This is a genomic window from Azospirillum sp. FG154, assembly GCF_057809575.1.
Genome location: NZ_JBMDKF010000010.1, coordinates 88,649 through 113,653 on the forward strand (window position 1 = coordinate 88,649; position 25,005 = coordinate 113,653).

Genomic DNA, 25,005 nt, shown 5'->3' on the forward strand with positions numbered 1-25,005 from the left:
CTCACCGCAGCGTCAACGCGTCGGCGCCGCGCGTCAACAGAAGCGGCAGGATCGGGTCGAGGAAATCGGCGACCGTCGCGTCGGCCCCGGCTTGGCGCAGCGCGTCCGCCGACAGCGTCGTCGTCAGCCCGACCGTCAGAATCCCCGCCGCCTTGGCCGCCTGCACGCCGGGGAGCGAGTCCTCGAACACCAGCGCCTCGCCCGGCTGCATCCCCAGCGCGGTCAGCGCCGTCTGGTAGGGCAGCGGATCGGGTTTGGAGCGCGGCAGCTCCTCCCCCAGAACCAACGGGTCGAAAACGCCGGTCAGCTTCAGCAGATCCAACACATGACGCACGTTGGCCGCCGGGGCGTTCGTCACCAGCCCGATGCGGGCGCCCAGACCGCGCGCCCGGTCCAGCAGGGCGTGCAGACCGTCAATCGCGGTCAGCCCGCCCGACGCGCGGCGGAAGGCCGCCTCCTTGTCGTCGGCGAAGCGGTCATGCTCGGCGCTGCTGGCGTTGGGGAACAGGTCGCGGCAGATCGCCTCGTTGGAGCGGCCCGAGATCGCCGTCTTGAAGAACTGGTGGTCGATGGCGATGCCATGCGGCTCCAACGCGGCGACGAACGCCTCGAAATGCAGCGGATCAGTGTCGGCCAAGGTGCCGTCCAGATCAAACAGCAAAGCCCGGATAGCCACAATCTCACCCTTTCCTCATCAACGACGGTCTCAGGCTGCGCGCCAGCTTACCAGCAACTGTAACCGGCGTCGGCCAGAACGATGGAGCCGGTCATCAGGCTGGCCGCGTCCGACGCCAAAAACAGCACGACGGAGGCGATTTCATCCGGCTGGCCGATGCGCGCCATCGGCGTCATCTCGATCCAGGCGCGGTAGAGATCGCCGCCCTCCTCCATGCCGAATTTGGTCAACGGGGTTTCGATGTAGGTGGGGGCGACGGCGTTGATCCGCACCCCGCGCGCCCCCCATTCGGCGGCCAGCGAGCGGGTCAGATGATGCACCGCCGCCTTGGACGCGTTGTAATAGCTTTGCGGCTGCGGCTTGTTGACGATGAAGCCCGACATCGAGCCGATGTTGATCACCGCGCCGACGCCGCGTTCCAGCATGTGGCGGCCAAAGGCCCGGCAGCACCAGAAAACGCCGTTCAGATTGACGTCGATGACGTTCAGCCAATGCTCGTCCGTCACCTCTTCGCCCGGCGTGCCGCTGCGGGCGATGCCCGCGTTGTTCACCAGAATGTCGATCCGGCCATGGCGGGCGACGATGTCGTCGGCGACGCGGGTGACGTCGTCGGGCTTGGTCACGTCGAGCAGGACGACGTCGGCGCTGAAACCGGCGGCTTCCAGCTCCGCCTTGCCGCTGGCGGCGACCGCCGCGTCCACCTCGGCGATGACCACGACGCCGCCCGCCTCGGCCAGCGCCTGGGCGCAGGCCAAACCAATGCCGCGACCACCGCCGGTGACGACGGCGACGCGACCCGAAAGATCATATTTTTTCATATACATGGCGTTTCCCCAGCGCGGATCCCGGTGCGGGTCCGAAAGGAGCGTGGGCGGGGGCGACGCTGCGCGTCCCCGGCGGCCCACGCGATTGAGCGAATGTCGCCTATATGAGAAATAGCCCAACCCGCCTGTCAACAAAAATTTGTTGGGTGAGCGAACGCTCAGCCGAAATTAGGCGTATTGCTGCGTTGCAGCGACAGATATCGGCCTTATGTTGCGCCGCATGGACGATTTCATCACGCAATCTCAGAAATTCGCTTGACGCACGAAGTGTTTTATTGCTCACTTGTCGAGCAAACGCCCGATTTTGGCGGCGCCGTCGCTCTGGCAAGATGTGGGCAAACGCTCAAAATTGGTCAAAACGCCCACTTCGACGCCCAATACGGTCCGCCACAGCGACCGTCCGTCATTTTGCCCTTTTCCAAAAGCGCCCAAAGCCTCGACTATCCAATCAAAAAGCGGAGGAAACGTACAATGCGCAAGACCATCGCCGCCACGCTCATGGCGGGCTTCACGAGTTTCGGGGCCACCATCGCGGCGGCGGAGACGCTGACCATCGCCACGGTGAACAACGCCGACATGGTCGTGATGCAAAAGCTGTCGCCCAAGTTCAAGGAAAAGACCGGGATCGACCTGAATTGGGTCATTCTGGAGGAAAACGTGCTGCGCCAGCGCGTCACCACCGACATCGCCACCAAGGGCGGGCAATTCGACGTCGTCACCATCGGCGCCTATGAAACGCCGATCTGGGGCAAGCAGAATTGGTTGGCCTCGCTCGACGATCTGGGCGATTCCTATGATTACAAGGACGTGATCGAGCCGGTCCGCAACATGCTGACGGTGAACGGCAAGCTGTACGCCGCGCCCTTCTACGCCGAAAGCTCCTTCACCTATTACCGCAAGGATCTGTTCGCCCAGGCCGGTCTGACCATGCCGGAACAGCCGACCTACGCCGACATCAAAAAATTCGCCACCGCCCTGCACAAGCCCGCCGACAACCTGTACGGCATCTGCCTGCGCGGCAAGCCGGGCTGGGGCGAGAACATGGCCTATGTCGGCACGCTGGCGAACACCTTCGGCGGCCGCTGGTTCGACATGGATTGGAAACCGCAACTGACCTCGCCGGAATGGAAGGAGGCCGTCACCTTCTACGTCGACATCCTGAAGAATTACGGCCCTCCCGGCGCGACCTCCAACGGCCACAACGAAAACCGCGCGCTGTTCTCCTCGGGCAATTGCGCCATGTGGATCGACGCCACGGCGGCGGCGGGCCACATCTACAACCCGGCGGAAAGCAAGGTCGCCGACAAGACCGGCTTCGCCAAGGCCCCCGTCGCCAAGGTGGAAAACGGCGCCGGTTGGGGTTGGGCCTGGGCGCTGGCGGTGCCGAATTCGTCCAAAAAGTCGGACGCGGCCAAGAAGTTCATCGCCTGGGCGACGTCGAAGGATTACGTGACGCTGGTCGGCGAAACGCAGGGTTGGGTTGCGGCCCCTCCGGGCACCCGCAAATCCACCTATGACAACCCCGAATACAAGAAAGCCGCTCCCTTCGGCGAGACGGTGTTGAAGGCGATCCTGGCCGCCGACCCGATCCACCCGACGGCCCAGCCGGTTCCCTACGCCGGGATCCAGTTCGTGGCGATCCCGGAATTCCAGGGCATCGGCACGCAGGTCGGCCAATCGGTCGCCGCCGCCCTGTCGGGGCAGAGCACGGTCGATCAGGCGCTTCAATCCGCCCAGACGGCGGTCGAGCGCACGATGAAGCAGGCCGGCTACATCAAGTAAGCGCCCAACCGGCGGAGGGGCGCGCCGACCGCGCGTCCCTCTTCCGTCCGCCGCATCCCGTTTTTGGACATCCGCATCATGAACCAGCCAATCAAGGGAGGACGGGGCGTCAACGCCCTGCCGTTCGTCGCCCCGTCGGTGGTCATCCTGTTCATCTGGATGATCGTCCCGCTGGTGATGACGCTGTGGTTTTCCTTCCAGCGTTACAATCTTCTCAGCCCCGAGCTGTCCGGCTTCGTCGGCCTCAGCAATTACAGCTTTCTGCTGACCGATTCCTCGCTGTGGATCGCCATGGCCAACACGCTGCTGCTGGTCGGCGGGGTGCTGGCGATCACCATCGTCGGCGGCACGCTGCTGGCGGTGCTGTTCGATCAGGAATTCTTCGGCAGCAAGATCGCCCGTCTGCTCGCCATCGCGCCCTTTTTCGTGATGCCGACGGTCAGCGCGTTGATCTGGAAAAACCTGCTGATGCACCCGGTCAACGGCGTCAGCGCCGCCATCGCCCGCGCGCTGGGCCTTCAGCCGGTCGATTGGTTCGGTCAATGGCCGCTGTTTTCGGTCGTCGTCATCGTCGCATGGCAATGGCTGCCCTTCGCCCTCTTGATCCTGCTGACCGCGTTGCAATCGCTCGACCATGAGCAGAAGGAGGCGGCGCGGATGGACGGGGCCGGGCCGCTGGCGGTTTTCTGGTACATCGTGCTGCCGCACATGGGCCGCGCCATCAAGGTGGTGGTGATGATCGAGACCATTTTTTTCCTGTCGATCTTCGCCGAAATCTACGTGACCACCGGCGGCGGGCCGGGGTTGGCCTCCACCAACCTGACCTATCTGATCTATCTCCGGGCGCTTCTGGAATACGACATCGGCACGGCGTCCGCCGGCGGCGTCATCGCCATTGTTCTCGCCAACATCGTCGCGGCCTTCCTGGTCCGCTCGATCGCCCGCAATCTCGACGCGTGAGGGCCGCCATGCGACTGAAGCTCGACACCCACGCCGCCCTCAGCGTCGCCGGTTGGCTCGCCGCCAGCGCGCTGTTCTTCCCCATCGCCTGGATGCTGCTGACCAGTTTCAAGACGGAGATCGAGGCGGTGGCGACCACCCCGTCGCTGATCTTCACGCCGACGCTGGAAAATTACATCACCGTCCAGGAGCGCGCCGACTATCTGAAATTCGCCCTGAACAGCGTCGTCGTCTCCTTCGGCTCGACCCTGCTGGCGCTGGCGCTGGCGGTTCCCGCCGCCTACGGCATGGCCTTTTTCCCGACCAAGCGGACGCGCGGAACCTTGCTGTGGATGCTGTCCACCAAGATGATGCCGCCGGTCGGCGCGCTGGTGCCGGTGACGCTGGTCTTCCGCGATCTGGGGCTGATCGACACCTTGGCCGGGTTGGTCTTCGTTTACGCGCTCATCAACCTGCCGATCGTGGTGTGGATGCTCTACACCTTCTTCCGGGAAATCCCCCGCGAGATCCTGGAGGCCGGGCGCATGGACGGGGCCACCCCGTTGGACGAACTGCGCTTTCTGCTGCTGCCGCTGGCGCTGCCGGGGATGGCGTCCACCGGCCTGCTGGCGGTGATCCTGACCTGGAACGAAGCGTTCTGGAGCCTCAACCTGACCGCCGCCCACGCCGGACCGCTGACCGCCTTCATCGCCTCCTTCTCCGCGCCGGAGGGGCTGTTCTGGGCCAAGCTGTCGGCGGCGTCCACCATGGCGGTCGCCCCCATCCTCGTCTTCGGCTGGCTCAGCCAGCGGCAACTGGTGCGCGGCCTCACCTTCGGCGCGGTTAAGTGATACCGCCCCGCCACGCGTGTGGCGTGTCGTATCGCGTTCAAACGCCACGCAGGCTTTACCGCGCCCACGCGGGCGCGCCGCCGCCGTCGCGGCGGTCGGCGAACGCTTGAAAGGCCAGTTCAAGCGTTCGCCGATCCAATCTCTCGGGAGTACCCCTCATGGCAAACCTCACGCTGAAGGCCGTTCACAAGAGCTACGGCAACCATTCGGTCATCAAGGGCGTCGATCTGGAGATCAAGGACCGCGAGTTCGTCGTCTTCGTCGGCCCGTCGGGTTGCGGCAAATCCACCCTGCTGCGGATGATCGCCGGGTTGGAGGAGATCACCTCGGGCGACCTGATCCTCGACGGCCAGCGCGTCAACGACGTGGCCCCGGCGGGGCGCGGGCTGGCCATGGTGTTCCAGAGCTACGCGCTTTACCCGCACATGAGCGTCGCCGACAACATGGCCTTCTCGCTCAAGCTCGCCCGCGTGCCGCAGGAGGAGCGCGACGCCAAGGTGAAGGCGGCGGCGGGCGTGCTGCAACTGGATCATCTGCTCGACCGCAAGCCGGGGCAATTGTCGGGCGGCCAGCGCCAGCGCGTCGCCATCGGTCGGGCCATCGTGCGTCAGCCCAAGATCTTCCTGTTCGACGAACCGCTGTCGAATCTCGACGCCTCGCTGCGCGTGCAGATGCGCATCGAACTGGCCCGCCTGCACGAGCAGCTCGACGCCACCATGGTCTATGTGACCCACGATCAGGTCGAAGCGATGACGCTGGCCAGCAAGATCGTCGTGCTGCGCGCGGGCGAAGTCGAGCAGGTCGGCAGCCCGCTGGAACTGTACCACCACCCGCGCAACCTGTTCGTCGCGGGTTTCATCGGCAGCCCGAAGATGAACAGCGTGCCGGTCACATGCCTGAGCGTGGACGACGCGAACGGCGTGACCGTCGGCGTCGGCCAGGGGGCGGTGACGGTTCCCGTGCGCGGCGGCGAGGCCATCGCCGGGCGGGCGCTGACCCTGGGCGTTCGGCCCGAACATCTGATGTTGGACGACGCCGGGCCGGTGCGCGGCGAGGTGTCGGTGGTCGAGCGGCTGGGCGGCCAGACCTTCCTCTACGTCCAAACCGCCGAGGCCGGGTTGTTGGTGGTGGAGGCCGACGGCGAGACCGCCGTGGATCTGCACGAAACCGTCGGCCTGTCGCTGCGCGCCGACGCCTGTCATCTGTTCGACGCCAACGGTCTCGCGTTGGAGCGCCTGAACCGCCACGCCCTGCTGGACCGCAAGGCCGGACGCGGATCGCGGGCGCGCTGACGACGCCTCGTTTCTCTTTAAAAACCTCTTCGACGCACGGACCAAGGACAAAAGCGGCGCCGCCCGGCGCCGTCATCCCTGGTCTGTCGCCCATCCGCGCCCCCATCCGCGCCAGGAGCACGGCCATGCTCGCCCGAATTGGACTGACTCAAAAGACGCTGCTGATCGTCGCCGTGCTGGCCTTCGGCCTGTCGGCGGTGGCCGCCGTGGGCGTGCGCGGGCTGAACCGCGACCGCGAACGGTTGGGCAGCGTGCAGAGCGGCGGTCAGGTGGCGCTGGACGCGGCGGGGCTGAAAACCCGCATCACCGCCATCAACCGGGCGGAGTTCGCCGTCGCCGCCAACCCGGCGGTGGTCGACCGCTTTTCCGAACGGCTGCAAAGCGATCTGGACGGGGCGCTGGCCGATCTCGCCCGGTTGGTGGAGCGCGGCGCCGTCGCCAAAGCCGACGCGGCGCGGCTGGAGGCCGATCTCACCCTCTATGGTCAGAACATCAAAAAGGTCATCGGCGCGGCGCAGGTGGCGATTCTCGACCCGACGGCGCGCGACGCCATCGTCGATCTGCTGCTGGACGGGCGCGAACTGGTCGAACGGATTGAGGCCGCCGCGTCCGCCATTTCCAGCGGAACCGCCGCGTCCGCCGCCGACGCCGCGCAGGCGGCGGACGCCGACGCCGCCGACGCCATCGCCGTGATGATCGGGGCCGCCGCGCTGGCCGCTCTGCTGGGGGCCTTGACGGCGGTGTTGATCGCGCGGGTCGGCATCATCGGGCCGTTGCAACGCAACCTGTCGGCCCTGCGCCGTCTGTCGGAAGGGGACGTCAGCGTGGCGATCACCGACGGCCACCGGCGCGACGAGATTGGGGCGATGGCCGACGCGATGCAGGAGTTTCGCCACGCGCTGGAAACCCGCGCCGCGCTGGAGCGGGAGGCGATGGCCCGCACCGAAACCGACCTGCGCCGCGCCCGCCGCATCGACGCGCTGACCCACGAGTTTCGCGAGCGCATCGAAGCGATCACGGCGGAGCTGTCCAACGCCTCCGGCTCCTTGGAGCAGACCGCCGAGGACATGACGAAAATCGCCGAAGACGCCTTGTCGATGTCGTCGAACGCCTCACAGGCGGCCAGCCTGTCGGGCCACGCCGTCACCTCCGTCGCCGCCGCGACCGAACAGATCTCCGTGACCGTCAACGACATGGCCAGCCAGATCGACCGCATGCGCGGCATCGCCGACGAGGCGCTGCACGGCGGCGAACGCACGGTGGCGCGCACCCGGCAAGTCACGTCGGCGGTGGACAGCGCCCAGCAGATCGCCAACTTCATCAGCGCCATCGCCGCCCGCACCCATCTGTTGGCGTTGAACGCCACCATCGAAGCGGCCCGCGCCGGGGAGTATGGCCGGGGCTTCGCCATCGTCGCCGGGGAGGTGAAGGAGTTGGCCCAACAGGTCAGCCGCGCCACCGACGACATTGGCGAGCGGCTGCGCGACCTGCACGGCTTGGCGTCCGCCTCGATGACCGAGGTCGAGGGGATGCACGCGGTGACGGAGGATCTGGGCGAAGCCTGCGCCCTCGTCAGCGCCGCCATCGAGGAGCAATCCGCCGCCGTCGCCGAAATCAGCCAGCGCATGGCGGAGGCCGCCGTCAACACCAACACCGTCACCGACGGCATCACGGCGGTGGCCGAACGCGCCGAACGCTCCACCGCGCGGGCGGGCGAGGTGCTGCGCTCCGCCGGTCACTTGTCCGACCAGGCCGACCGGCTGACCAGCAGCGTGTCGGGCTTCCTGCACAGCATGGCCGCCGCGTGACGGCTTTCGCCGCGCCCAAGCCGCCCATCGCACGGAACGGAACGGTCAAAGCGGGATGAGCGGGGCGACCGCGCGGTCTTCGGCCAGCGGGCTGGCGGCCAACCCCGCCGCGACGCCCGCGCGATCCGCCGCGTTGCGGTTCTGGCTCAGCTTGCGCTTTCCGTCCAACCGGCGGATCGGCAGGCGCAGGCCGATGATTCCCCGCAGTTGCGCCTGGATGAAATCGGGCGGCGCGTCCGCCACCGACCAGGGGGCCGCGCGTCCAGCCTCATGCCGGTTGGTCAAGCGGGTGACGAGGGCGAGCAGCCGGTCGGGATCGTCGAAAAATTCGACCGGGCCATGGGCGTGGACGGCGACGTAATTCCAGGTCGGCACCACCTTCCCCGTGTCTTGCTTCGTCGCGTACCAGCCGGGCGACACATAGGCGTCCGGCCCCATGAAGATCGCCAGCGCGTCGCCGAGCGGCGGCGTGTGGGCCTGCGGGTTGGCGCGGGCAAGATGACCGTAGAGCGCGCCATGCTCCCCCTCGCTCTCGTCGAGAAGCAGCGGCAGCGGCGTCGCCAGCGGCCCATCCGCCGTGGCGGTGACGAGCTGCGCCAACCGGGCGGCGTGGATCGTCGCCCGCAGGCGGACCGGGTCGTCGTCGTGAAAGGCGGGGGGAATGTGCATCGTGAAGCTCCTTGCGTGCCCCCGACTGATGACAGACAATCTGGCTTGTTCAAACATCCAGTTTTGAAGGATTTTGGTGAGCCAGTTGACGCAGGATGGTGTGGCGCGCCGAATCATCGCGGCGATCAAGGACCAGATCCACAGCGGCGCCCATCCGCCCGGCAGCCGCCTGCCCGCCACCCGCGCCCTGGCGGCGGAATGGGGCGTGTCGCGCACCACGGTGACGGCGGCTTACAGCCAGTTGATCGCCGAAGGCTATCTGACCAGCCGCCCCGGCGCGCGGGCGGTGGTGGCCCATGGGTTGGACGGGGCGCCCGCGCCGGTCGATCCACCGCCCGCCGCCCGACGTCTGTCCGAATTCGGACAACGGTTGCTGGCCCTGCCGCCGCCCGTCCCGGCGGCGTCGGCCCGGCTGGCGGATTTCCGCTATGGCGATCTCTCCGGCGCCGATTTCCCGGTGTTGGCCTGGCGGCGCGCGGTGAACCGGGTCAGCCTGCGGCGGGTCGCGCGGTTGCGCTACGACGACCCGCGCGGATCGGCCGCCCTGCGCGCCGCGCTGCAAGGCTATCTCTGGCGCGCCCGAGGCATCCGCTGCTCGTCCGACCAGATCGTGATCGTCAACGGGTCGCAGCAGGGGCTTGACCTCTGCGCCCGCCTGTTGCTCGACCCCGGCGACCCGTTCCTGTTTGAAAATCCCGGCTACGCCCTGGCCCGTCACGCCTTCACGGCGGTGGGGGGCGTCGAGATCCCGATTCCGGTGGACGAGGACGGCCTGCGCGTCGACGCCTTGTCCTCGGCGGCGCTGGCCCCGGCGGCGCTCGCTTACGTCACGCCCTCCCACCAGTTCCCTTTGGGCGGCGTGCTGTCGGCGGGGCGGCGGCGCGCGCTGCTGGACTGGGCCGCCCGCAACGGGGCCGTCATCGTCGAAGATGATTATGACGGGGAATACCGCCACGGCGTCGCCCCGATTCCGCCGCTGCGCGCGCTCGCCCCGGATTGCGTCGTCTATGTCGGCACGCTGTCCAAAACCCTCTCGCCAACCCTGCGTCTGGGCTATCTGGTCGTACCCCCCAGCTTGGAGCGGGCCTTCGCCGAGGCCAAACGCCTGACCGACCGCCACGCGCCGCTGCTGGAGCAAGAGGCGCTGGCCGATCTGCTGACCAGCGGCGCGTATGAGCGTCATGTGCGCGCCATCCGCCGAAAGAACGCCGAACGGCGGGCCGCGCTGCTGGCGGCGGTGGCGGAGGCGTTGGGCGACGCCGTCGTCGTGGCTGGAACCGACGCCGGGCTGCACGTCGTTCTCTGGGCGCGCGGGATTCCCGCCGACCGCGAGCCACAGATTCTGGCCGACGCGCGGGCCACCGGAATCGGTCTTTACCCGGTCGCGCCGCTCTACGCGCCCAAGGGCGAGCGTCCAACGACGGTCGGCTTCATTCTGGGTTACGCCGCGCTGGACATTGACGCTCTGCGCCGGGGCGTCGCGATTTTGGCGACGGTGCTGGCGGCCCATCGTTGTTGAGAAGCCGCGCGGAGTCCGGCAACCGTCAGGTGCTTTCCCGCCCGACGAAGCTCAGCCCCAGATCCAGGCGGCGCTTGGGCGGTTCACGGCCTTCCATCAGATCCAGCAGCATCGCGGCGGATTCGCGGCCGATGCCATAGCGCGGGGTCGCCACCGTCGTCAGCGTCGGGGTGGTCCAGGCCGACGCGGCGAGGTCGTTGAAACCGGCGATGGCCAACTGCTCGGGCACGCGGACGCCGCGCCGCTGGCATTGGAACAGCGCCCCTTGCGCCAGATCGTCGTTGCAGAAGAACACGGCGTCGCAGTCGGTTCCATCCTCGATCATGCGGTCGAGCATGGAGGCGCCCAGGCTGATGGAGGAGGGTTCGGGAACCTGCCACACCCGACGGGGATCGTAGAGTCCGGCGTCGCGCAGCGCTTGGCGGTAGCCTTCCAAGCGGGCCAAAGTGCGCGGATCCAACTGCACGGCGGCGAAGCCGACGCGACGATAGCCGCGTTCCAGCAAATGGCGGGTCATCAGCCGCCCGCCCTCAAACTGCGAACAGCCGACGCTGTAACAGGCGGGATCGTCCAGAAGCTCCATCATGTGAACGGTCGGGCGGCCCAGCGCCGCCAGATAGGTTTGGGTGGCGGGGGTGTGGTCGTTGCCGGTCAACAGGATGCCGTCGGGCTGGAACTGAAGGTAGGTGCGCAACAGCCGCTCCTCCTCCACCGGCGAATAATGGGACACGCCGATCAGGATCTGATAGCCGCGCGGGTGCAGCGCGTCGTGAATCCCGGCCAGCGTTTCGACGAACACCGCGTTGGTCATCGACGGAATCAGCACCGCCACCGTCATCGACCGGGCCGACGCCAGCGCGCTCGCCGCCTGGTTGGGGACATAGCCCATGGCCTGGGCCACCTCCAAAATCCGCGCGCGCAGATCGGGGGCCACCAGTTCGGGCCGTTTGAAGGCGCGCGACACGGTGATGGCGCTGACCCCGGCCTTGTTCGCCACATCGGCCATGGTGGACCGCCCGGTGCGCGACGAACGCGGCTTGCGCGCTTTTCCAGCGCTGGGTGAAAGGGGGGTGGGCGGATCCGGGCGGCGGCTGGTCACGGGATTCTGATTCCTTTGTCCTTGGCGCGGCGGTGAATCGCGGCTGATGATGGCGGGCGGAGTCGGCGCGGCGCAAGGCGATTGTCGCGCGTCGGGCTGGCTGGACTTTCCCATTCTCCGGGCAACGGTGATTTTGTTCGTTCGCAGTCCCAACAAAACACTTTACGCGGCGAAAAGTTAGCGCTAACAGTATCGCCACATCCTGGCGTCACGACAGCGGCCCCGCCGGTCTCCCGACCGAAAGCGCCGTGGCGACGCCGAAATGATAGCGCTAACATAAAGCTGACGCAAGGCCGACGCAAGGACTTGCTTCAAGAACCCAGGCTTCAGGAACAGAGGGTCATGATCGGACCACCCATCGTCGTCGTCATGGGCGTGTGCGGCTGCGGCAAATCCAGCGTGGGGCAGGGATTGGCCGACGCGCTCGGCTGCCGCTTCATCGAGGGCGACCAGCACCACCCGGAGGCCAACATCGTCAAGATGTCCGCCGGAATTCCGCTGACCGACGCCGACCGCGAAGGCTGGCTGGCCGTGATCGCGGGGTTCATCGCCGACGCCGACCGGACCAACCAACCGCTGGTCGTCGCCTGTTCGGCCTTGAAGCGCCGCTACCGCGACCAGTTGCGCGGCGACAGCGCGCGGGTGTTGTTCCTGCATCTGGAGGGCGACAAGCCGTTGATCGCGGCGCGCATGGCGGCGCGCACGGCGCATTTCATGCCGACGGCGCTGATTGACAGCCAATTCGCCGATCTGGAGCCGCCCGGCCCGGACGAAGCGGCCTTGACCCGGTCGATTCACCTGTCCGCCGAGACCATTGTGGCCGAAGCTTGTCGGCATCTGAACACCATCAACAGGGCGGTGAACACGACCGCCGGGGGGAACGCATGACGCGCGTGGCGGATCGGCTGGAAAAAATCACCGAATGGATGATGGCGGCGATGCTGGCCGTCATGGTCGCGCTGATTTTCGGCAATGTGGTGCTGCGGTACGCCTTCAACAGCGGCATCGTCGCGGCGGAGGAAATTTCCCGCCTGATGTTCGTCTGGCTGGTGTTTCTGGGGGCGACGCTGGCGCTGCGGCGTCAGCAGCATCTGGGGTTGGAGCTGCTCCAGGCCCGCTTGCCCTTCAAGGCGCGGCGGGCCTGCGCGGTGGTCGCCCATCTGCTGATGCTCTACGCCCTGTGGCTGTTCATCGAAGGAAGCTGGATCCAACTGTTGATCGGCATGGAGACGCGCTCCACCGTTCTGCGTTTCCCCATGGCCTTTTACGCGGCGGCGGGCTTCTTCCCGGCCATCGCCATGACGCTGACCGTGCTGGTCAATCTGTGGCGGATCCTGTCCGGCCAGCCCGACGCCCGCATTCCCGGCGATCCCCAGGCGGTCTTCGGCGCCGCTTCGACAGACCATTGATTTTCGAGGACGGACGCACGCCATGACCTTGACGATTTTCCTGTCCTCGCTGTTCGGCTTCATGCTGCTGGGGATGCCCATCGCCTTCGCGCTGATGCTGACCGGCGTCGCGCTGATGATCCACCTGGACTTTTTCGACGCCCAGCTCGTCGCCCAGAACATGCTGAGCGGGGCCGACAATTTCCCGCTGATGGCCGTGCCCTTCTTCATTCTGGCGGGCGAGCTGATGAACGCGGGCGGCATTTCCCAGCGCATCATCAATCTGGCCGTCAGTCTGGTCGGCCACATCAAGGGTGGTTTGGGCTATGTCACCATCGGCGCGTCGGTGATGCTGGCCAGCCTGTCGGGATCGGCCATCGCCGACACCGCCGCGCTCGCCACCCTGCTGATTCCGATGATGCGCGACCATGGCTATCCGGTGCCGCGTTCGGCTGGGTTGATCGCGTCGGGCGGCATCATCGCCCCGATCATTCCACCCAGCATGCCCTTCATCATCTTTGGCGTGACCACCAACACCTCGATCAGTTCGCTGTTCATGGCGGGCATCGTGCCCGGCCTGATGATGGGCCTTGGCCTGATCGGCGCCTGGATGTTCGTCGTCCGCGACATGACGGTGAAGCTCCAACCCAAGGCGAGCGGGCGTGAGCGCGTGAAGGCGCTGATCGACGGGATTTGGGCGCTGGCCTTGCCGGTCATCATCATCGGCGGTTTGCGCGGCGGCCTGTTCACCCCGACCGAAGCCGCCGTGGTCGCCGCCGTCTATTCGCTGTTCGTCGCCCTGTTCATCTACCGTCAGGTGACGCTGGCGCAAATCGTGCCGCTGCTGGTCCAGGCGGCGCGCACCACCAGCACGGTGATGTTCCTGTGCGCCGCCGCGCTGGTGTCGTCCTACATGGTGACGCTGGCCGACCTGCCGCAGCAGATGACGGAGCTTCTGCACCCGCTGATGGGACAGCCCAGGCTGTTGATGCTGGCCATCGCGCTGTTGCTGCTGGCCGTCGGCACGGTGATGGATCTGACGCCGACCATTCTGGTGCTGGGGCCGGTCCTGACCCCGCTGGCCGTGGCGGCGGGCATCGACCCGACCTATTTCGGGGTGATGTTCGTGCTGATCGGCACGCTGGGCTTGATCCACCCGCCGGTCTGCACGGTGTTGAACGTGGTGTGCGGCGTCGCCCGCATCTCGCTGGAAAGCGCCACGCGCGGCATCTGGCCCTTCCTGCTCACCTACCTCGTCTTGACCGGCCTGTTGATCGCCGTGCCGGAGATCATCACCGCGCCCCTTCACATGTTCAAATGACGTCGCCATTCAACGCCTGAAAAACCGCAAAACACGAAAATTTGGGAGATCACCATCATGACGCTGTTCCGCAAACTTCTGCTCGCCACCGGCCTCGCCGCCGCCATCCTCGCGCCGGTCGCCGTCACCTCGTCGGCATCCGCCCAGGACGTCAAGCCGCGCATCATCCGCTTCGGCTACGGCCTGTCGGAGGCCAGCAACCAGGGCCGCGCCGTCAAATTCTTCAGCGAGGAGTTGGCCAAGCGGTCCGGCGGCAAGCTGAAGCTGAAGGGCTTCGGCGACGCCAGTCTGGGCAGCGACATCCAGATGCAAAACGCCCTGATCGGCGGCGCGCAGGAAATGATGGTCGGCTCCACCGCCACGCTGGTCGGCATCGTCAAGGATTTCGGCGTCTATGACCTGCCCTTCCTGTTCAACGACGAGAAGGAGGCCGACGCCGTGCTCGACGGCCCGTTCGGCCAGAAGCTGATCGCGTCCCTGAACGAAAAGGGTCTGGTCGGGCTGGTCTATTGGGAAAACGGCTTCCGCAACCTGACCAACAGCAAGCGCCCTGTGACGAAGATCGAGGATCTGAACGGCATCAAGCTGCGCGTCATGCAGAACCCGGTCTACATCGACATGTTCAACCGCTTTGGCGCGAACGCGGTGCCGTTGGCCTTCTCCGAACTGTTCACGGCGCTGGAAACCGGCACGGTGGACGGCCAGGAAAACCCGGTGACGACGATCCTGTCCTCGAAATTCTACGAGGTTCAGGGCTACATGACGATTTCCAAGCACGTCTACAGCCCCTGGATCGTGCTGGCCAGCAAGCGTTGGTTTGACGGGCTGTCGGCGGACGAGCGCAAGATCCTGCAAGAGGCCGCCGTCGCCTCGCGCGATTTCGAGCGCAAGGACAGCCGCGAGGCGACCACCCAAAGCCTCGCCCTGCTGAAGGAAAAGGGCATGAAGATCAACGAGCTGAGCACCGCCGAGCTGGGCCGCATGCGCGAGATGGTCAAGCCCGCCTTCGACAAATACGCCGCCGACGGCGGGGCCGATCTGCTGAAGGATCTCCAGGTGGAAATCGCCAAGGTCCGCAAGTAACCATACGGTCGCGTCGCCCCTGACCGCTCCCAAGCGGCAAGGGCGGCAAAACAGACGATTTCCGGGCGAACGGCCTTGCGTCGCGCCGTTCGCCCGGACACTCTGCCCCCCGCATCCGCTGATCGGGGTTTTCGCATCCATGCCCGCCGCCACGCCCAACCGCCGGGCCGTCCTGTTCGGCGCGACCGCCGCCGCCCTGTCGCCCTGGTCGGCGCTCCACGCCGCCGCCCCGCCGGTCGGCAAGACGCGCAGTTTCGCCGCGACCCACGGCGCCGCCCCCTTCGTCACCGAGCATCTGATTCCCGGCGACGCCCTGGATCTGGCGCGGGTCAACCCGTCGGCCAAATCCGCGCGCGTGATCGCGTTGACCATCGACGACGGCCCCGATCCCAACGACCCGACCATTCTCGACATCCTCAAACAGCACGAGGCGCGGGCGACCTTCTTCTTCATCGGGCGCAAGATCGCCGAACACGCCAAGGCCGCCGCTCTGGTCGCCGCGTCCGGCAACGAAATCGGCAGCCACAGCCAAACCCACCCGATGATGAGCGATCTGACGGCGGCGGAGCAGGAACAGAATCTGGCGAACGCCAACCACGCCTTGGGCGCCGTCGGCGTTCGCCCGACCTGGTTCCGCCCACCCTTCGGCGACTTTGACGCCATCACCCTGCGTCTGGCCCGCGCCCAAGGCTTGCAAACGGTGCTGTGGACCATCGACAGCCAGGATTGGAAGGGAAGCGACGCCGAAACCATCGCCAACCGCGTCACCACCCGTCTGGCGCCGGGCGCCGTGATCCTGACGCACAGCACCAAGGCGGCCTCGGTCAAGGCCCTGCCAACCATCCTGGACGACGGTCGGCGCCGTGGCTTTCGTTTCGTCACCCTGACGGAATGGCGTGAGGCGATGCGGATTCTTTCGACATCAAAACTATAAGATGCATAATCTTTAAAGATTTTCTACAAAATGTGGATTTTGGGTGGCGCCTTCGCATGTCGCCATCAAGAAACTGCCGCGTTCATGGTCATACATTTGTATTTTATACAATTTATCTCGTCAGCGTTCTGCAATATTGACCACAGAAATGGCGCGGCGCGGCGCACAAATTCATCAAATCCGTTGATGTGTTGTCAATTTTTCTCCTATTGGTGTAAAAACCAATCGTCTGCGCTGTGGTGGCGGCAGTCGCAAAGGAGATTCATCGCATGAGTGCAACAGGCAGTCTCGAAAGCGTCATCGAACAACCGGCAGCCGCGCCAACCACCGTGAGCACGCCCGACAATCGCCCGGCGGAAAAGGACAACACCACCTTTCGCGGCATCGTCCAGGGCGACGCCGAGTTGAATTTTGAATGGTCGGCCTTTCTGATTGATTCCCTGGTTGCGGCGGGGGTGACGCACGTCGTGATGTGTCCGGGCGCGCAGATGGCCCCGCTGGCGCTGGCCTGCCGGGCCAACCCGGCCTTGAAAATCACCGTGGTGATCGACGAGCGGGCGGCCGGTTTCTTCGCGCTGGGTCTGTCCCGCGTCACCCGGCGCCCGACCATCCTGATTTGCACGTCGGGGTCGGCGGTGGGCGAGTTCTTCCCGGCGGTGATGGAGGCGTCCACCGGGATGATCCCCCTGATCCTCATCACCGCCGACCGCGCGCCGGAAAATCAGGATCGGTGTTCGGCCCAGGCCATCGACCAGATCCGCGCCTATGGCGCGCACGCCCGCTCGTCGCACAGCCTGCCCCTGCCCGACGCCAGCATCGGCACGCTGTCGGCGCTCGCCTCGCGCATTTATGAACAGAGCCTGTGGCCGATGCCCGGCCCGGTGCACGTCAACCAGCCCTTCCGCGACCCGCTGGTTCCCAAAAACCGCGTCAAGCGCGCCGTCCCCCAGCCGCCGACCATCACCGAACCGGTGATCCAACTGCGTCAGGAAGACGTCGAGCGGATGGCCGACACGCTGTCGGGCCGTCGTGGCGTCATCGTTTGCGGCGCGACGGAAAATGTCGAGGAGCCGGGCTTCCCCGCCGCCGTTTACGAGCTGGCCCGGCAACTGGCCGCGCCCATCATCGCCGATCCCTTCAGCAATCTGCGTTTTGGCGCCCCGGCGGATTCCGGAGTGATCGCGCGGGCCGACACCTTCCTGCGCGCCGCGCGCTTCACCGCCACCCACCAGCCGGAATGGATTTTGAATTTCGGCGGCCCGGCGATGTCCAAGCCGGTCTTGACCTACATGCAGGAATCGACGGCGTCCGATTACATCGTCGTCGATCCGACGACGCGCTGGTCCGATCCGTTGCTGCGCGCGACCCACATCGTCCGCTCCAGCCCGGAAACCCTGTGCCGGGCGCTGACCGAGTCGGGCCGTTTGAAGGCCGCGCCGGGCGTGTGGCGTCAGTCCTTCATCGCCTGCGACGGCTTCATCGACACGCTGTCGCGCAGCGCCTTCGACACCTCGCTGTGGGAGGCGCCGATCGTCCGGCGGCTTATCAAGGCCGCGCCCGACGGGGCGGTGGTCTTCTCCGGCAATTCGATGAGCGTGCGCGATTTCGACAGCTTTTCCGGCAGCACCGACACCCGGCTGCGGCTGCTGGCCAATCGCGGCACCAACGGCATCGACGGTTCCATCGGCACCCTGATCGGCATCGCCGCCGCCCAGCGCCACACCAAGACCGTCTGCATGATCGGCGACATGGCCTTTTCCCACGACGTCGGCAGCCTGCAATTGGCGGGCGACCTCGACATTGTTCTGGTCGTGCTGAACAACGGCGGCGGCGGCATCTTTGAGTATCTGCCGACGGCCAACGTGCCGGAGTATCAGGATTTCCTGTCGCCGCCGACGCTCAGCATCGGCGCGGCGGCCAAGGCTTGCGGTTGGGAGCATTGGGAAATCGCCGATCTGGACGGGCTTAACGCCGCGCTGGCGGCGGCGATGGCCGCCAAGGGGCCGTGCCTGATCGAGGCGGTGATCGACCGCAAGGCCAGCGTCCGCCAGCACAAGCTGTTCTGGTCGGCGGTGAACGGCATCAACGCCACCATCCGCCTGCGTGGGCCGGAGGGCATGATCGCCACCTTCGGGCAGGTCCAACCGGCCTCGCAGGACGCGGCGGACGACAGCCTGAATTTCGACCGCGACGATTGATCCGACGGTCCCGCGCGCGGCGGGGCGGGGCGCGCGTCTCCCCTGCCCCGCCGAACGCGGAGACTTTCCGTTCGTCGCCCCCGTCCGCCCCCCTGCCCTGCCCATTCGCGGACGATCACGGAGACTCCCCTTGTCCAATCTGGCTCAGGACACCCCGAACGCCATTCGGCTTCAGGAACGGATCGCCGTGTTCCTGCTCGGCTTTTCCGCCTTTTTGCCGCTGTACGCCCCGCAATCGGTGCTGCCGCAACTGGCCGCCGATTTCGGCACGACGCCCGCCGCCGCCGGGGCGGTGATCGGAGCGACCACGCTGGCGGTGGCCTTGTCCGCCCCGGCGGCGGGGCCGCTGACCGACCGTTTTGGCCGCAAACGCGCCATGCTGACGGCGATTTTCCTGCTGGTCCCGCTGACCCTGCTGCTGACCCTGTGCCGCGACCTGTCCCAATTGCTGGGGGTGCGCTTTTCGCAGGGGATCGCCCTGCCCGCCCTGTTCACCGGGGCGGTCGCCTACATCGCCACCCGTTGGTCGGGGCCACAAGCCGCCGCGATGACCGGGCTGTTCGTGTCGGGATCGGCGATGGGCGGCTTCGCCGGGCGTTTCGTCGCCGGGTTGCTGGCGGAGTTCATCAGTTGGCAAAGCGGCTTCACCGCGCTGGCCGTCATCTCCGCCCTGTGCGCGCTGGTCGTTCTGCTCTGGCTGCCCGCCGACCAGGGGCGGGCCATTGACGGGATCGCCGCGCATGTCGCCGGGATGCGCCGCCATCTCGCCAACCCGCGCATCCGCGCGGTTTGCGCCTTTGGCTCCACCGTTCTGTTTTCGATGACGGCGACCTTGTCCTACGTCGGCTTTCATCTGGCCGATCCGCCCTTTCTGTTGACGGCGAGCGGCATTGGGTTGGTCTTTCTGGTCTACCCGATCAGCGCCTCGGCGGCCCCGTTCAACGGGCGCCTGATTCAGCGTTTTGGCGGGCGCGGAGCCTTCCTGGCGGCCTTGAGCGTTTGTTTTCTGGGGCAGATGGTGCTGCTGTTGCCCTTTCTCGTCGCCGTCATCGCGGGCGTCGGCGTCTTCATCGCCGGGATCTTCCTGTGCCAGTCCATGGCGCTGGGCTATGTCGGGCGAACCGCCCTGGTGAACAAGGGCGCGGCGGCGGGCCTTTATGTTTGCTTCTTTTATCTGGGAGGCAGTCTGGGGGCGGTTTTGCCCGGCCTGTCCTGGGCGTCGGCGGGTTGGCCCGGCTGCGTCGCCCTGGTTTGCAGCGCGTTGGGGTTGGGCGCGTTGGCGTCGCGCTTCATGCGCGAGGCGCCCCGCCCGGCGTGATTGGCGCGACCTGATTGGGCCTGGGTGGATTGCACAGGCGAAACGAAAAGCCCCGCTGATGGCGTTCCATCAGCGGGGCTTTTTTGCGGGATCGCGGCGCGGTCCGGTTACTTGATGCGGATGCGGTCGGTGAAGGAGTTCACCTCTTGCTTCAGCACCGCCGTTTGATCGGTCAGCATGCCGGAGCTGCCCAGCAGGGTTTCCGCCGAGGATCCGGCGTCGGTCGCCTTGTGCAGGACATGGGTGATGGTGCTCGCCACCTCGGTGGTGCCTAAGGCCGCCTGACGCAGATTCTCGGAGATTTCCTGCGTCGCTTCAAACTGGTGCTGCACCGCCGAAGAGATGCTGATGGCGATGCCGTCCATCCGGTTGATGGTTTCGCCGATGCGGCGGATGGCGTCCACCGCGTTTTGGGTGGAGGATTGGATGGCGTCCACCTGGACGCTGATTTCGCCGGTGGCGACGGTCGTCTGATTGGCCAGCGCCTTCACCTCCGTGGCGACGACGGCGAAGCCCTTGCCCGCTTCACCGGCGCGCGCGGCCTCGATGGTGGCGTTGAGCGCCAAGAGGTTGGTCTGTTTGGCGATGTTTTCGATCAGGTGGATGACGTCGCCGATGCGGCGCGCGCCTTCGGACAAGGCCGCCACCACGTCGTTGGTCTGCCGGGCCTCGTCCACCGCGTTGCGGGCGATGTCGGTCGATTCCGACGCCTGCGAGCTGATGGCCGCCACGGAACGCGACAACTCCTCGACCGCCGCCGCCACCATCTGCACGTTGGTGCTGGCTTCTTCGGTCGCCGAGGCGCCTTGGGCGGCGAGTTGCAACGTCTGTTCGGCCACCGCCGACACCATCCGGGCGTTGGTCTGCACAATCTCCGATTCGCGGACGACATGCTCCACCACGTCCATGACGGTGCTTTCAAAATTCATCGCCAAGCCGTTCATGGTGTCGCGCTTTTCCATTTCGTTGCGCAGACGGGTGTCTTCCTGTTCGCGCTGCATCCGGTCCATGTTGATGGCGTTTTCTTTGAACACCTGGACCGCGCGGGCCATGTCGCCGATTTCATCGTGATTGCCGGTCGCCGGAATCTCCCTGCCCTTGTCGCCGTTGGCCAAGGCGGCCATGGCGCTGGTCATGCTGCGGATCGGTCGCACGATGGACGCCGCGATCAAGCCGGCGAAGACGACGCCGCCCAAAAGCGCGACCAACGGCGTGATGACGGCCTGGCGTCCGCTGGCGTCGATCGACACCAAAGCGCGCTCTTGCGTCTTCTTCTGCAAATCCGAGAAGGAGGTGACGATGCTGCGCACGCCGGAGATCAACTGCTCCAGGATCAGGCGGATCTTGCTTTGGGTGTCCAGCAGCTTCAGGGTGCCGCCGACGGCGGTTTCCAACCCCTTGGAAAAGGCGGCGACCTGCGGCTCCATCGCCGTCAGGAAACGCTGAAGACGACGGTTGGCGGCGCTCTTCGTCTTGGTGTCGGCGACCGCCTCGCCCAGACGCGCCAGTTCGTTTTTGGCGGCGGCGGCGTCGTTGGGATCGAAGGTGGTGAAATAGCGGGCCGCCGACATCCGGGTGCCCTGCAACGCCTGCTGAAGCCGGACCGTCGCCTGCGACAGTTCCGCGTCGGTCGAGGATTGGGCCGCGTCAACGATGGCCATGGCGGTGGTGTTCAACTGCGCGCCAACCAAAAAGGTTTGGCCGACGCCTTCGCGCCGCTGCACCACCGCGTTGACCACGTCGTCAAAAGCGGCGCGGTACTGAACGGCGACGTTGGCGACGGCGGCCATTTTTTGCTCGTCGACCGGCGAATTCGTCTGTGTCTTCAGATTGGCCAGCGACGCCTCAAACTCTTCGACCTCCTTGCGGGCGCTGGCGAGGTCAAGCTCGGTTTGCGACGCGATGTAGGTCAGGACCGCCCGGTCCATCCGCTCGCTCTTGTCGGCCAAATGAGAGGTCGTCAGCGCGTCCTGGCCGGTGTCCATCACATGATCCAGCTCCTCGCCAATGGAGCGGACGCTGCCGACATATTGAACGCCCAGGAACACGATCAAACAGATCATGGCCAGAAAGCCGATGAATATCCTGTGCGAAATCTTCAGGCGCGACGTCAGTCTGCTTTTTCCGCTAAGGGCATTCATGGTGTTTGTCCTGTGTCTTGCGCGCTGTGCAGGAGCGTGAATTTAAAACGGCGAGGGGGAGGAGCGCTTCGGCTGGGTGTTCCCGTGCGAAAAGCATCCCCCCCTTCTGAAAGCCGCGACTGGAGACCGTGCCCAGGCGACGGCCTTACTTGGTGTTCTTGATCGCCATGATCTGGTCCATCGGATAGACCTTGCTCATTTCGGCGTAGAACGGAGCCAACGCCTTTTCAAAGGCGGCGCGGTCGAACTCCGCCGTCGGCGTGATGGTGATGCCCGACGCCTTCAGCGCCTCCAGGCCCTTGGCGTCGCGGGCGCGCACGAACTCGCGCGACGCCTTGCCGCCCAGCTTGGCCGCCTCCTGAAGCGCCTTCTGGTCTTCGGGCGACATGTCGCCCATACGGTCGGCGTTGATGAGGATCACCGCCGGGGCGTAGGTGTGGTAGCTGAGCGTGATCTGGCTTTGCACCTCGTTCAGCTTGGAGCCGACGATGGTGGTGATCGGGTTTTCCTGCCCTTCGGCCTGCCCGTTCTTCAGCGCCGGATAGACCTGCGCGAAGGGAAGGGTGAAGGGCTTGGAGCCAAGCGACTCGAACGCCTTCTTGTAGATCTCGCTTTCGGCGATGCGGATCTTCATGCCGGCGATGTCGGCGGGGGTCTTCACCGGGCGCAGCGAGTTGGTCAACTGGCGGAAGCCGTTTTCGCCCCAAGCCAAGCCAACGACGCCCTGCGCCTTGAAGCTGTCCAGCAAGCTGTTGCCGATGGGACCGTCCAGCACCGAGTCGACGTGCGCCTCGTCACGGAACAGCAACATCAGATCAAGAATGCCCAGCGTCGGGTTGAACTGCCCAAGCGCGCCGCCCGAAGACGACATCACCATGTCGATGGTGCCAAGCTTCACCCCATCCAGCATCGCCTTGCCGTCGCCCAACGCGCTGGCCGGGTATTCTTCGATGCTGTAGCGCCCCGCCGTCCGCTTTTGCAGCTCCTGGTCCATGACCCGAACCGCTTCGCTGAACTGGGAGCCTTTCGGGAGAACGTGGCCGATCTTAAGTTTCTCCGCCGCTTCAGCCCCAACCGCAGCCAGAGCGAGACACACGGAAACCGTCACGCCAAAAATCGTGTTCACTGGATCCCCCATTGCCAACATGCAGTAATCAAAGAGCGCAGTTGTACGTCTTTTAGCAGAAAATCTATCGCACACGCAACACAGCTTCTCCGCCGCGCCCGTTTCGGGCGATTTGAAGCCGGAGGGCGACCCATCGGATAATACACGTTTGGAATGGCGATGAGGCAATTTTATTGAAAAACTATAACAACACCATTCGGCATGGTTGTTTGCGCGCGCCGTCCATGCGCACTCTCTTGTATTTGATGGCTGCAATGCTGTTGAAACATCCGCCTGACGTGCGACGCACCGTCACAGGGGCGGCGGTCGATAAACTCGCTTAGGTTGTACTTCCCGGCGCCGTCGTTCCGCCGATTTGGAGCGGCGCAAATCCGTTACCGGCAACGCTTTTCAACCGCCCTGCCCGGTTCGCTCACAGGGTTTTGGCTTCGTTCAGAATGCGCCGCCGCAACCAGGTGTGGGAGGGAGAGCCGGTGTTGCGCCGGTGCCAGCCCATCGACACTTCAAAATCCTCCGACGGGAACGGCAGCGGGCTGATCGCCAACCCGACGGTCTTCGCGCAGAATTGAGCCGTCCGCGTCGGCAAGGTGGTTATCATCGCCGTCTGCGTCAGCATCATCGGAATGGCGAGGAATTGCGTGGTTGACGCCGCGACCCGCCGCCGGGCGCCCAGCGCGTGCAGGTCATCGTCGATGAAGCTGCTGAATCCACCGCGCAAGGCCGGCATCAGGTGGGGGTGGCGGGTGTAGTCCTCCAGGCTGATCGGCACGGTCAGCGGAAGCAAATCCGGGTTGAACAGGCAGGCGTGGTTTTCCAGATACAAAAACTCCCGGTCGTGCCAGCGCCGGACTTCGGGCAAATAGCCGATCACCAGATCAATGGTTCCATCGTCCAACCCGTTCAGCATCGCTTCGGGATCCAGGCTGCGCAGAGCGATGGAGACCCGCGATTCCTCCCGCCCTTCCGTGCTGATGTCGCGCAGCAACCCGGTCAGCAGAACGGCCTGCACGGCGTCCGACGTGCAGATGGTGAAGCTGCGGTCTTCCAGCAGCGGATCGAAGCCCTCCTCGACCGACAGCGCCCGCGCCGCGCCCAACAGCAACTCGCGCAACGGCTCGGCCAAACGCTGGGCGCGCGGCGTCGGTTCCATCCGCCCGCCGGTTCGCACGAACAACGGATCGCCGACCAGCGCGCGCAAGCGGTTCAGCGCGTGGCTGACCGCCGATTGGCTGACGCCCAGCGCTTCGGCGGCCCGCGACACGCTGCGGGCTTCCAGAAGGGCGTCGAACACCTTGATGAGGTTGAGGTCGAGGGCGGGGCTATGAATGCTCTTCATGTCGATATGAACCTGCGCTGGATTGTTCATGGTGCCTGCGGCGGCGTAACCTGTCCATCCATCCGTTCATCAACCTTGTCCCGCAACCGACCGTCCGCCAACACAGCCGCCGCGCCAGCGACGCGCGGCCAAGACGGGGATGGCGGTTGGCGGCGATCGCTCCATCCAGTGCCCAGGCCTGAAACGGGCGGGCGGAACCGAACCGGGTTCCTCATTTGACAGAGAGGCTTTGAGACCATGATTCGCATCACCGTCAATGGGCAAGAACGGCAGGTCGATGTCCCCGACGACATGCCCTTGCTGTGGGTCTTGCGCGACGAATTGAACATGACCGGAACCAAGTTCGGCTGCGGCGTCGCCCAATGCGGCGCCTGCACCGTCCATGTGGACGGCGCGCCGACGCGGGCCTGCCAGACGCCGATTGGCTCGCTGGCGGCCAACGCCAAAGTGACGACGATCGAAGGCGCCTCCGGCAAGGTGGCGGAGGCGGTGCGCGCGGCCTGGCAGAAGCTGGACGTCGTCCAGTGCGGCTATTGCCAGTCGGGCCAGATCATGAGCGCCATCGCGCTGGTCGCCGCCAACACCAACCCAACCGACGCCGACATCGACGCGGCGATGGACGGCAACGTCTGCCGCTGCGCCACCTATGGGCGCATCCGCGCGGCGATCAAAGACGCCGCCCAGAGCGTGAGGGCCTGATC

At 65.8% G+C, this 25,005-nt stretch carries 21 protein-coding genes; 14 read left to right on the forward strand and 7 right to left on the reverse strand.

What is annotated here, in order from left to right; all coding sequences use genetic code 11:
• Position 1: 1 nt before the first annotated feature.
• Together ACODS4_RS13750 and ACODS4_RS13755 are read right to left on the reverse strand one after the other, a co-directional pair.
• Positions 2 to 676 (reverse strand): HAD family hydrolase, encoded by a 675-nt coding sequence (locus ACODS4_RS13750; protein WP_488864506.1) that lies wholly within the window; start codon positions 674 to 676, stop codon positions 2 to 4.
• Positions 677 to 723: 47 nt separating this feature from the next.
• Positions 724 to 1,500 (reverse strand): SDR family NAD(P)-dependent oxidoreductase, encoded by a 777-nt coding sequence (locus ACODS4_RS13755; protein ID WP_488864508.1) that lies wholly within the window; start codon positions 1,498 to 1,500, stop codon positions 724 to 726.
• Positions 1,501 to 1,971: 471 nt separating this feature from the next.
• On the opposite strand from ACODS4_RS13755, the gene ACODS4_RS13760 reads away from it, so the two are divergent.
• From ACODS4_RS13760 to ACODS4_RS13780, 5 genes are all read left to right on the forward strand, one after another.
• Entirely contained in the window at positions 1,972 to 3,282 is a 1,311-nt protein-coding gene (locus ACODS4_RS13760; RefSeq protein ID WP_488864510.1) for an ABC transporter substrate-binding protein, read from the forward strand.
• Positions 3,283 to 3,360: 78 nt separating this feature from the next.
• Entirely contained in the window at positions 3,361 to 4,242 is an 882-nt protein-coding gene (locus ACODS4_RS13765) for a carbohydrate ABC transporter permease (protein WP_488864512.1), read from the forward strand.
• An 8-nt stretch (positions 4,243 to 4,250) separates the two neighbouring features.
• Positions 4,251 to 5,072, forward strand: coding sequence for a carbohydrate ABC transporter permease (locus ACODS4_RS13770; RefSeq protein WP_488864514.1), 822 nt, complete (start codon positions 4,251 to 4,253; stop codon positions 5,070 to 5,072).
• A gap of 158 nt (positions 5,073 to 5,230) precedes the next feature.
• Complete coding sequence (locus tag ACODS4_RS13775) at positions 5,231 to 6,364, forward strand: ABC transporter ATP-binding protein (protein ID WP_488864516.1); 1,134 nt, start codon at positions 5,231 to 5,233, stop codon at positions 6,362 to 6,364.
• 125 nt (positions 6,365 to 6,489) lie between these two features.
• Positions 6,490 to 8,172, forward strand: a complete 1,683-nt coding sequence (locus ACODS4_RS13780; RefSeq protein ID WP_488864518.1) for a methyl-accepting chemotaxis protein — start codon at positions 6,490 to 6,492, stop codon at positions 8,170 to 8,172.
• A gap of 45 nt (positions 8,173 to 8,217) precedes the next feature.
• Here the strand turns inward: ACODS4_RS13780 and ACODS4_RS13785 are convergent, their stop codons facing one another.
• On the reverse strand, positions 8,218 to 8,841 hold the full coding sequence (locus ACODS4_RS13785) for an FMN-binding negative transcriptional regulator (protein WP_488864519.1): 624 nt from the start codon (positions 8,839 to 8,841) through the stop codon (positions 8,218 to 8,220).
• Between the two features lie 76 nt (positions 8,842 to 8,917).
• Here ACODS4_RS13785 and pdxR point away from each other — a divergent pair, with 76 nt between their 5' ends.
• On the forward strand, positions 8,918 to 10,360 hold the full coding sequence (gene pdxR, locus ACODS4_RS13790) for a MocR-like pyridoxine biosynthesis transcription factor PdxR (RefSeq protein WP_488864521.1): 1,443 nt from the start codon (positions 8,918 to 8,920) through the stop codon (positions 10,358 to 10,360).
• Between the two features lie 25 nt (positions 10,361 to 10,385).
• Here the strand turns inward: pdxR and gntR are convergent, their stop codons facing one another.
• Positions 10,386 to 11,459, reverse strand: coding sequence for an HTH-type transcriptional regulator GntR (gene gntR, locus ACODS4_RS13795; protein ID WP_488864523.1), 1,074 nt, complete (start codon positions 11,457 to 11,459; stop codon positions 10,386 to 10,388).
• 342 nt (positions 11,460 to 11,801) lie between these two features.
• Here gntR and ACODS4_RS13800 point away from each other — a divergent pair, with 342 nt between their 5' ends.
• The 7 genes from ACODS4_RS13800 (at position 11,802) to ACODS4_RS13830 (ending at position 19,701) form a co-directional block, all read left to right on the forward strand.
• The gene (locus ACODS4_RS13800) at positions 11,802 to 12,347 is read left to right on the forward strand and encodes a gluconokinase (RefSeq protein WP_488864525.1); all 546 of its coding nucleotides are present in this window, start codon (positions 11,802 to 11,804) and stop codon (positions 12,345 to 12,347) included.
• Complete coding sequence (locus ACODS4_RS13805) at positions 12,344 to 12,868, forward strand: TRAP transporter small permease (RefSeq protein WP_488864527.1); 525 nt, start codon at positions 12,344 to 12,346, stop codon at positions 12,866 to 12,868. The genes ACODS4_RS13800 and ACODS4_RS13805 overlap by 4 nt, the downstream gene beginning before the upstream one ends.
• A gap of 22 nt (positions 12,869 to 12,890) precedes the next feature.
• The gene (locus tag ACODS4_RS13810; RefSeq protein ID WP_488864529.1) at positions 12,891 to 14,168 is read left to right on the forward strand and encodes a TRAP transporter large permease; all 1,278 of its coding nucleotides are present in this window, start codon (positions 12,891 to 12,893) and stop codon (positions 14,166 to 14,168) included.
• A 57-nt stretch (positions 14,169 to 14,225) separates the two neighbouring features.
• Positions 14,226 to 15,251: a TRAP transporter substrate-binding protein gene (locus ACODS4_RS13815; RefSeq protein WP_488864531.1), complete on the forward strand. Its 1,026-nt coding sequence runs from the start codon at positions 14,226 to 14,228 to the stop codon at positions 15,249 to 15,251.
• Between the two features lie 139 nt (positions 15,252 to 15,390).
• Entirely contained in the window at positions 15,391 to 16,185 is a 795-nt protein-coding gene (locus tag ACODS4_RS13820; RefSeq protein ID WP_488864533.1) for a polysaccharide deacetylase family protein, read from the forward strand.
• Positions 16,186 to 16,454: 269 nt separating this feature from the next.
• Positions 16,455 to 18,383: a 2-succinyl-5-enolpyruvyl-6-hydroxy-3-cyclohexene-1-carboxylic-acid synthase gene (gene menD / locus ACODS4_RS13825; protein ID WP_488864535.1), complete on the forward strand. Its 1,929-nt coding sequence runs from the start codon at positions 16,455 to 16,457 to the stop codon at positions 18,381 to 18,383.
• Between the two features lie 130 nt (positions 18,384 to 18,513).
• Entirely contained in the window at positions 18,514 to 19,701 is a 1,188-nt protein-coding gene (locus ACODS4_RS13830) for an MFS transporter (protein ID WP_488864537.1), read from the forward strand.
• Between the two features lie 107 nt (positions 19,702 to 19,808).
• Here ACODS4_RS13830 and ACODS4_RS13835 read toward each other — a convergent pair whose 3' ends face one another.
• From ACODS4_RS13835 to ACODS4_RS13845, 3 genes are all read right to left on the reverse strand, one after another.
• Positions 19,809 to 21,764 carry a methyl-accepting chemotaxis protein gene (locus tag ACODS4_RS13835; RefSeq protein ID WP_488864538.1) on the reverse strand — a complete coding sequence of 652 codons (1,956 nt, stop codon included), beginning with the start codon at positions 21,762 to 21,764 and terminating at the stop codon, positions 19,809 to 19,811.
• Positions 21,765 to 21,987: 223 nt separating this feature from the next.
• A complete protein-coding gene (locus ACODS4_RS13840; RefSeq protein WP_488864540.1) occupies positions 21,988 to 22,968 on the reverse strand; it encodes a TRAP transporter substrate-binding protein in 981 nt (326 codons plus the stop codon).
• Positions 22,969 to 23,380: 412 nt separating this feature from the next.
• Positions 23,381 to 24,304, reverse strand: a complete 924-nt coding sequence (locus ACODS4_RS13845; protein WP_488864542.1) for a LysR family transcriptional regulator — start codon at positions 24,302 to 24,304, stop codon at positions 23,381 to 23,383.
• Positions 24,305 to 24,541: 237 nt separating this feature from the next.
• Between ACODS4_RS13845 and ACODS4_RS13850 the strand changes: the two genes are divergently transcribed.
• Positions 24,542 to 25,003, forward strand: coding sequence for a (2Fe-2S)-binding protein (locus ACODS4_RS13850; protein WP_488864543.1), 462 nt, complete (start codon positions 24,542 to 24,544; stop codon positions 25,001 to 25,003).
• Positions 25,004 to 25,005: the final 2 nt, after the last annotated feature.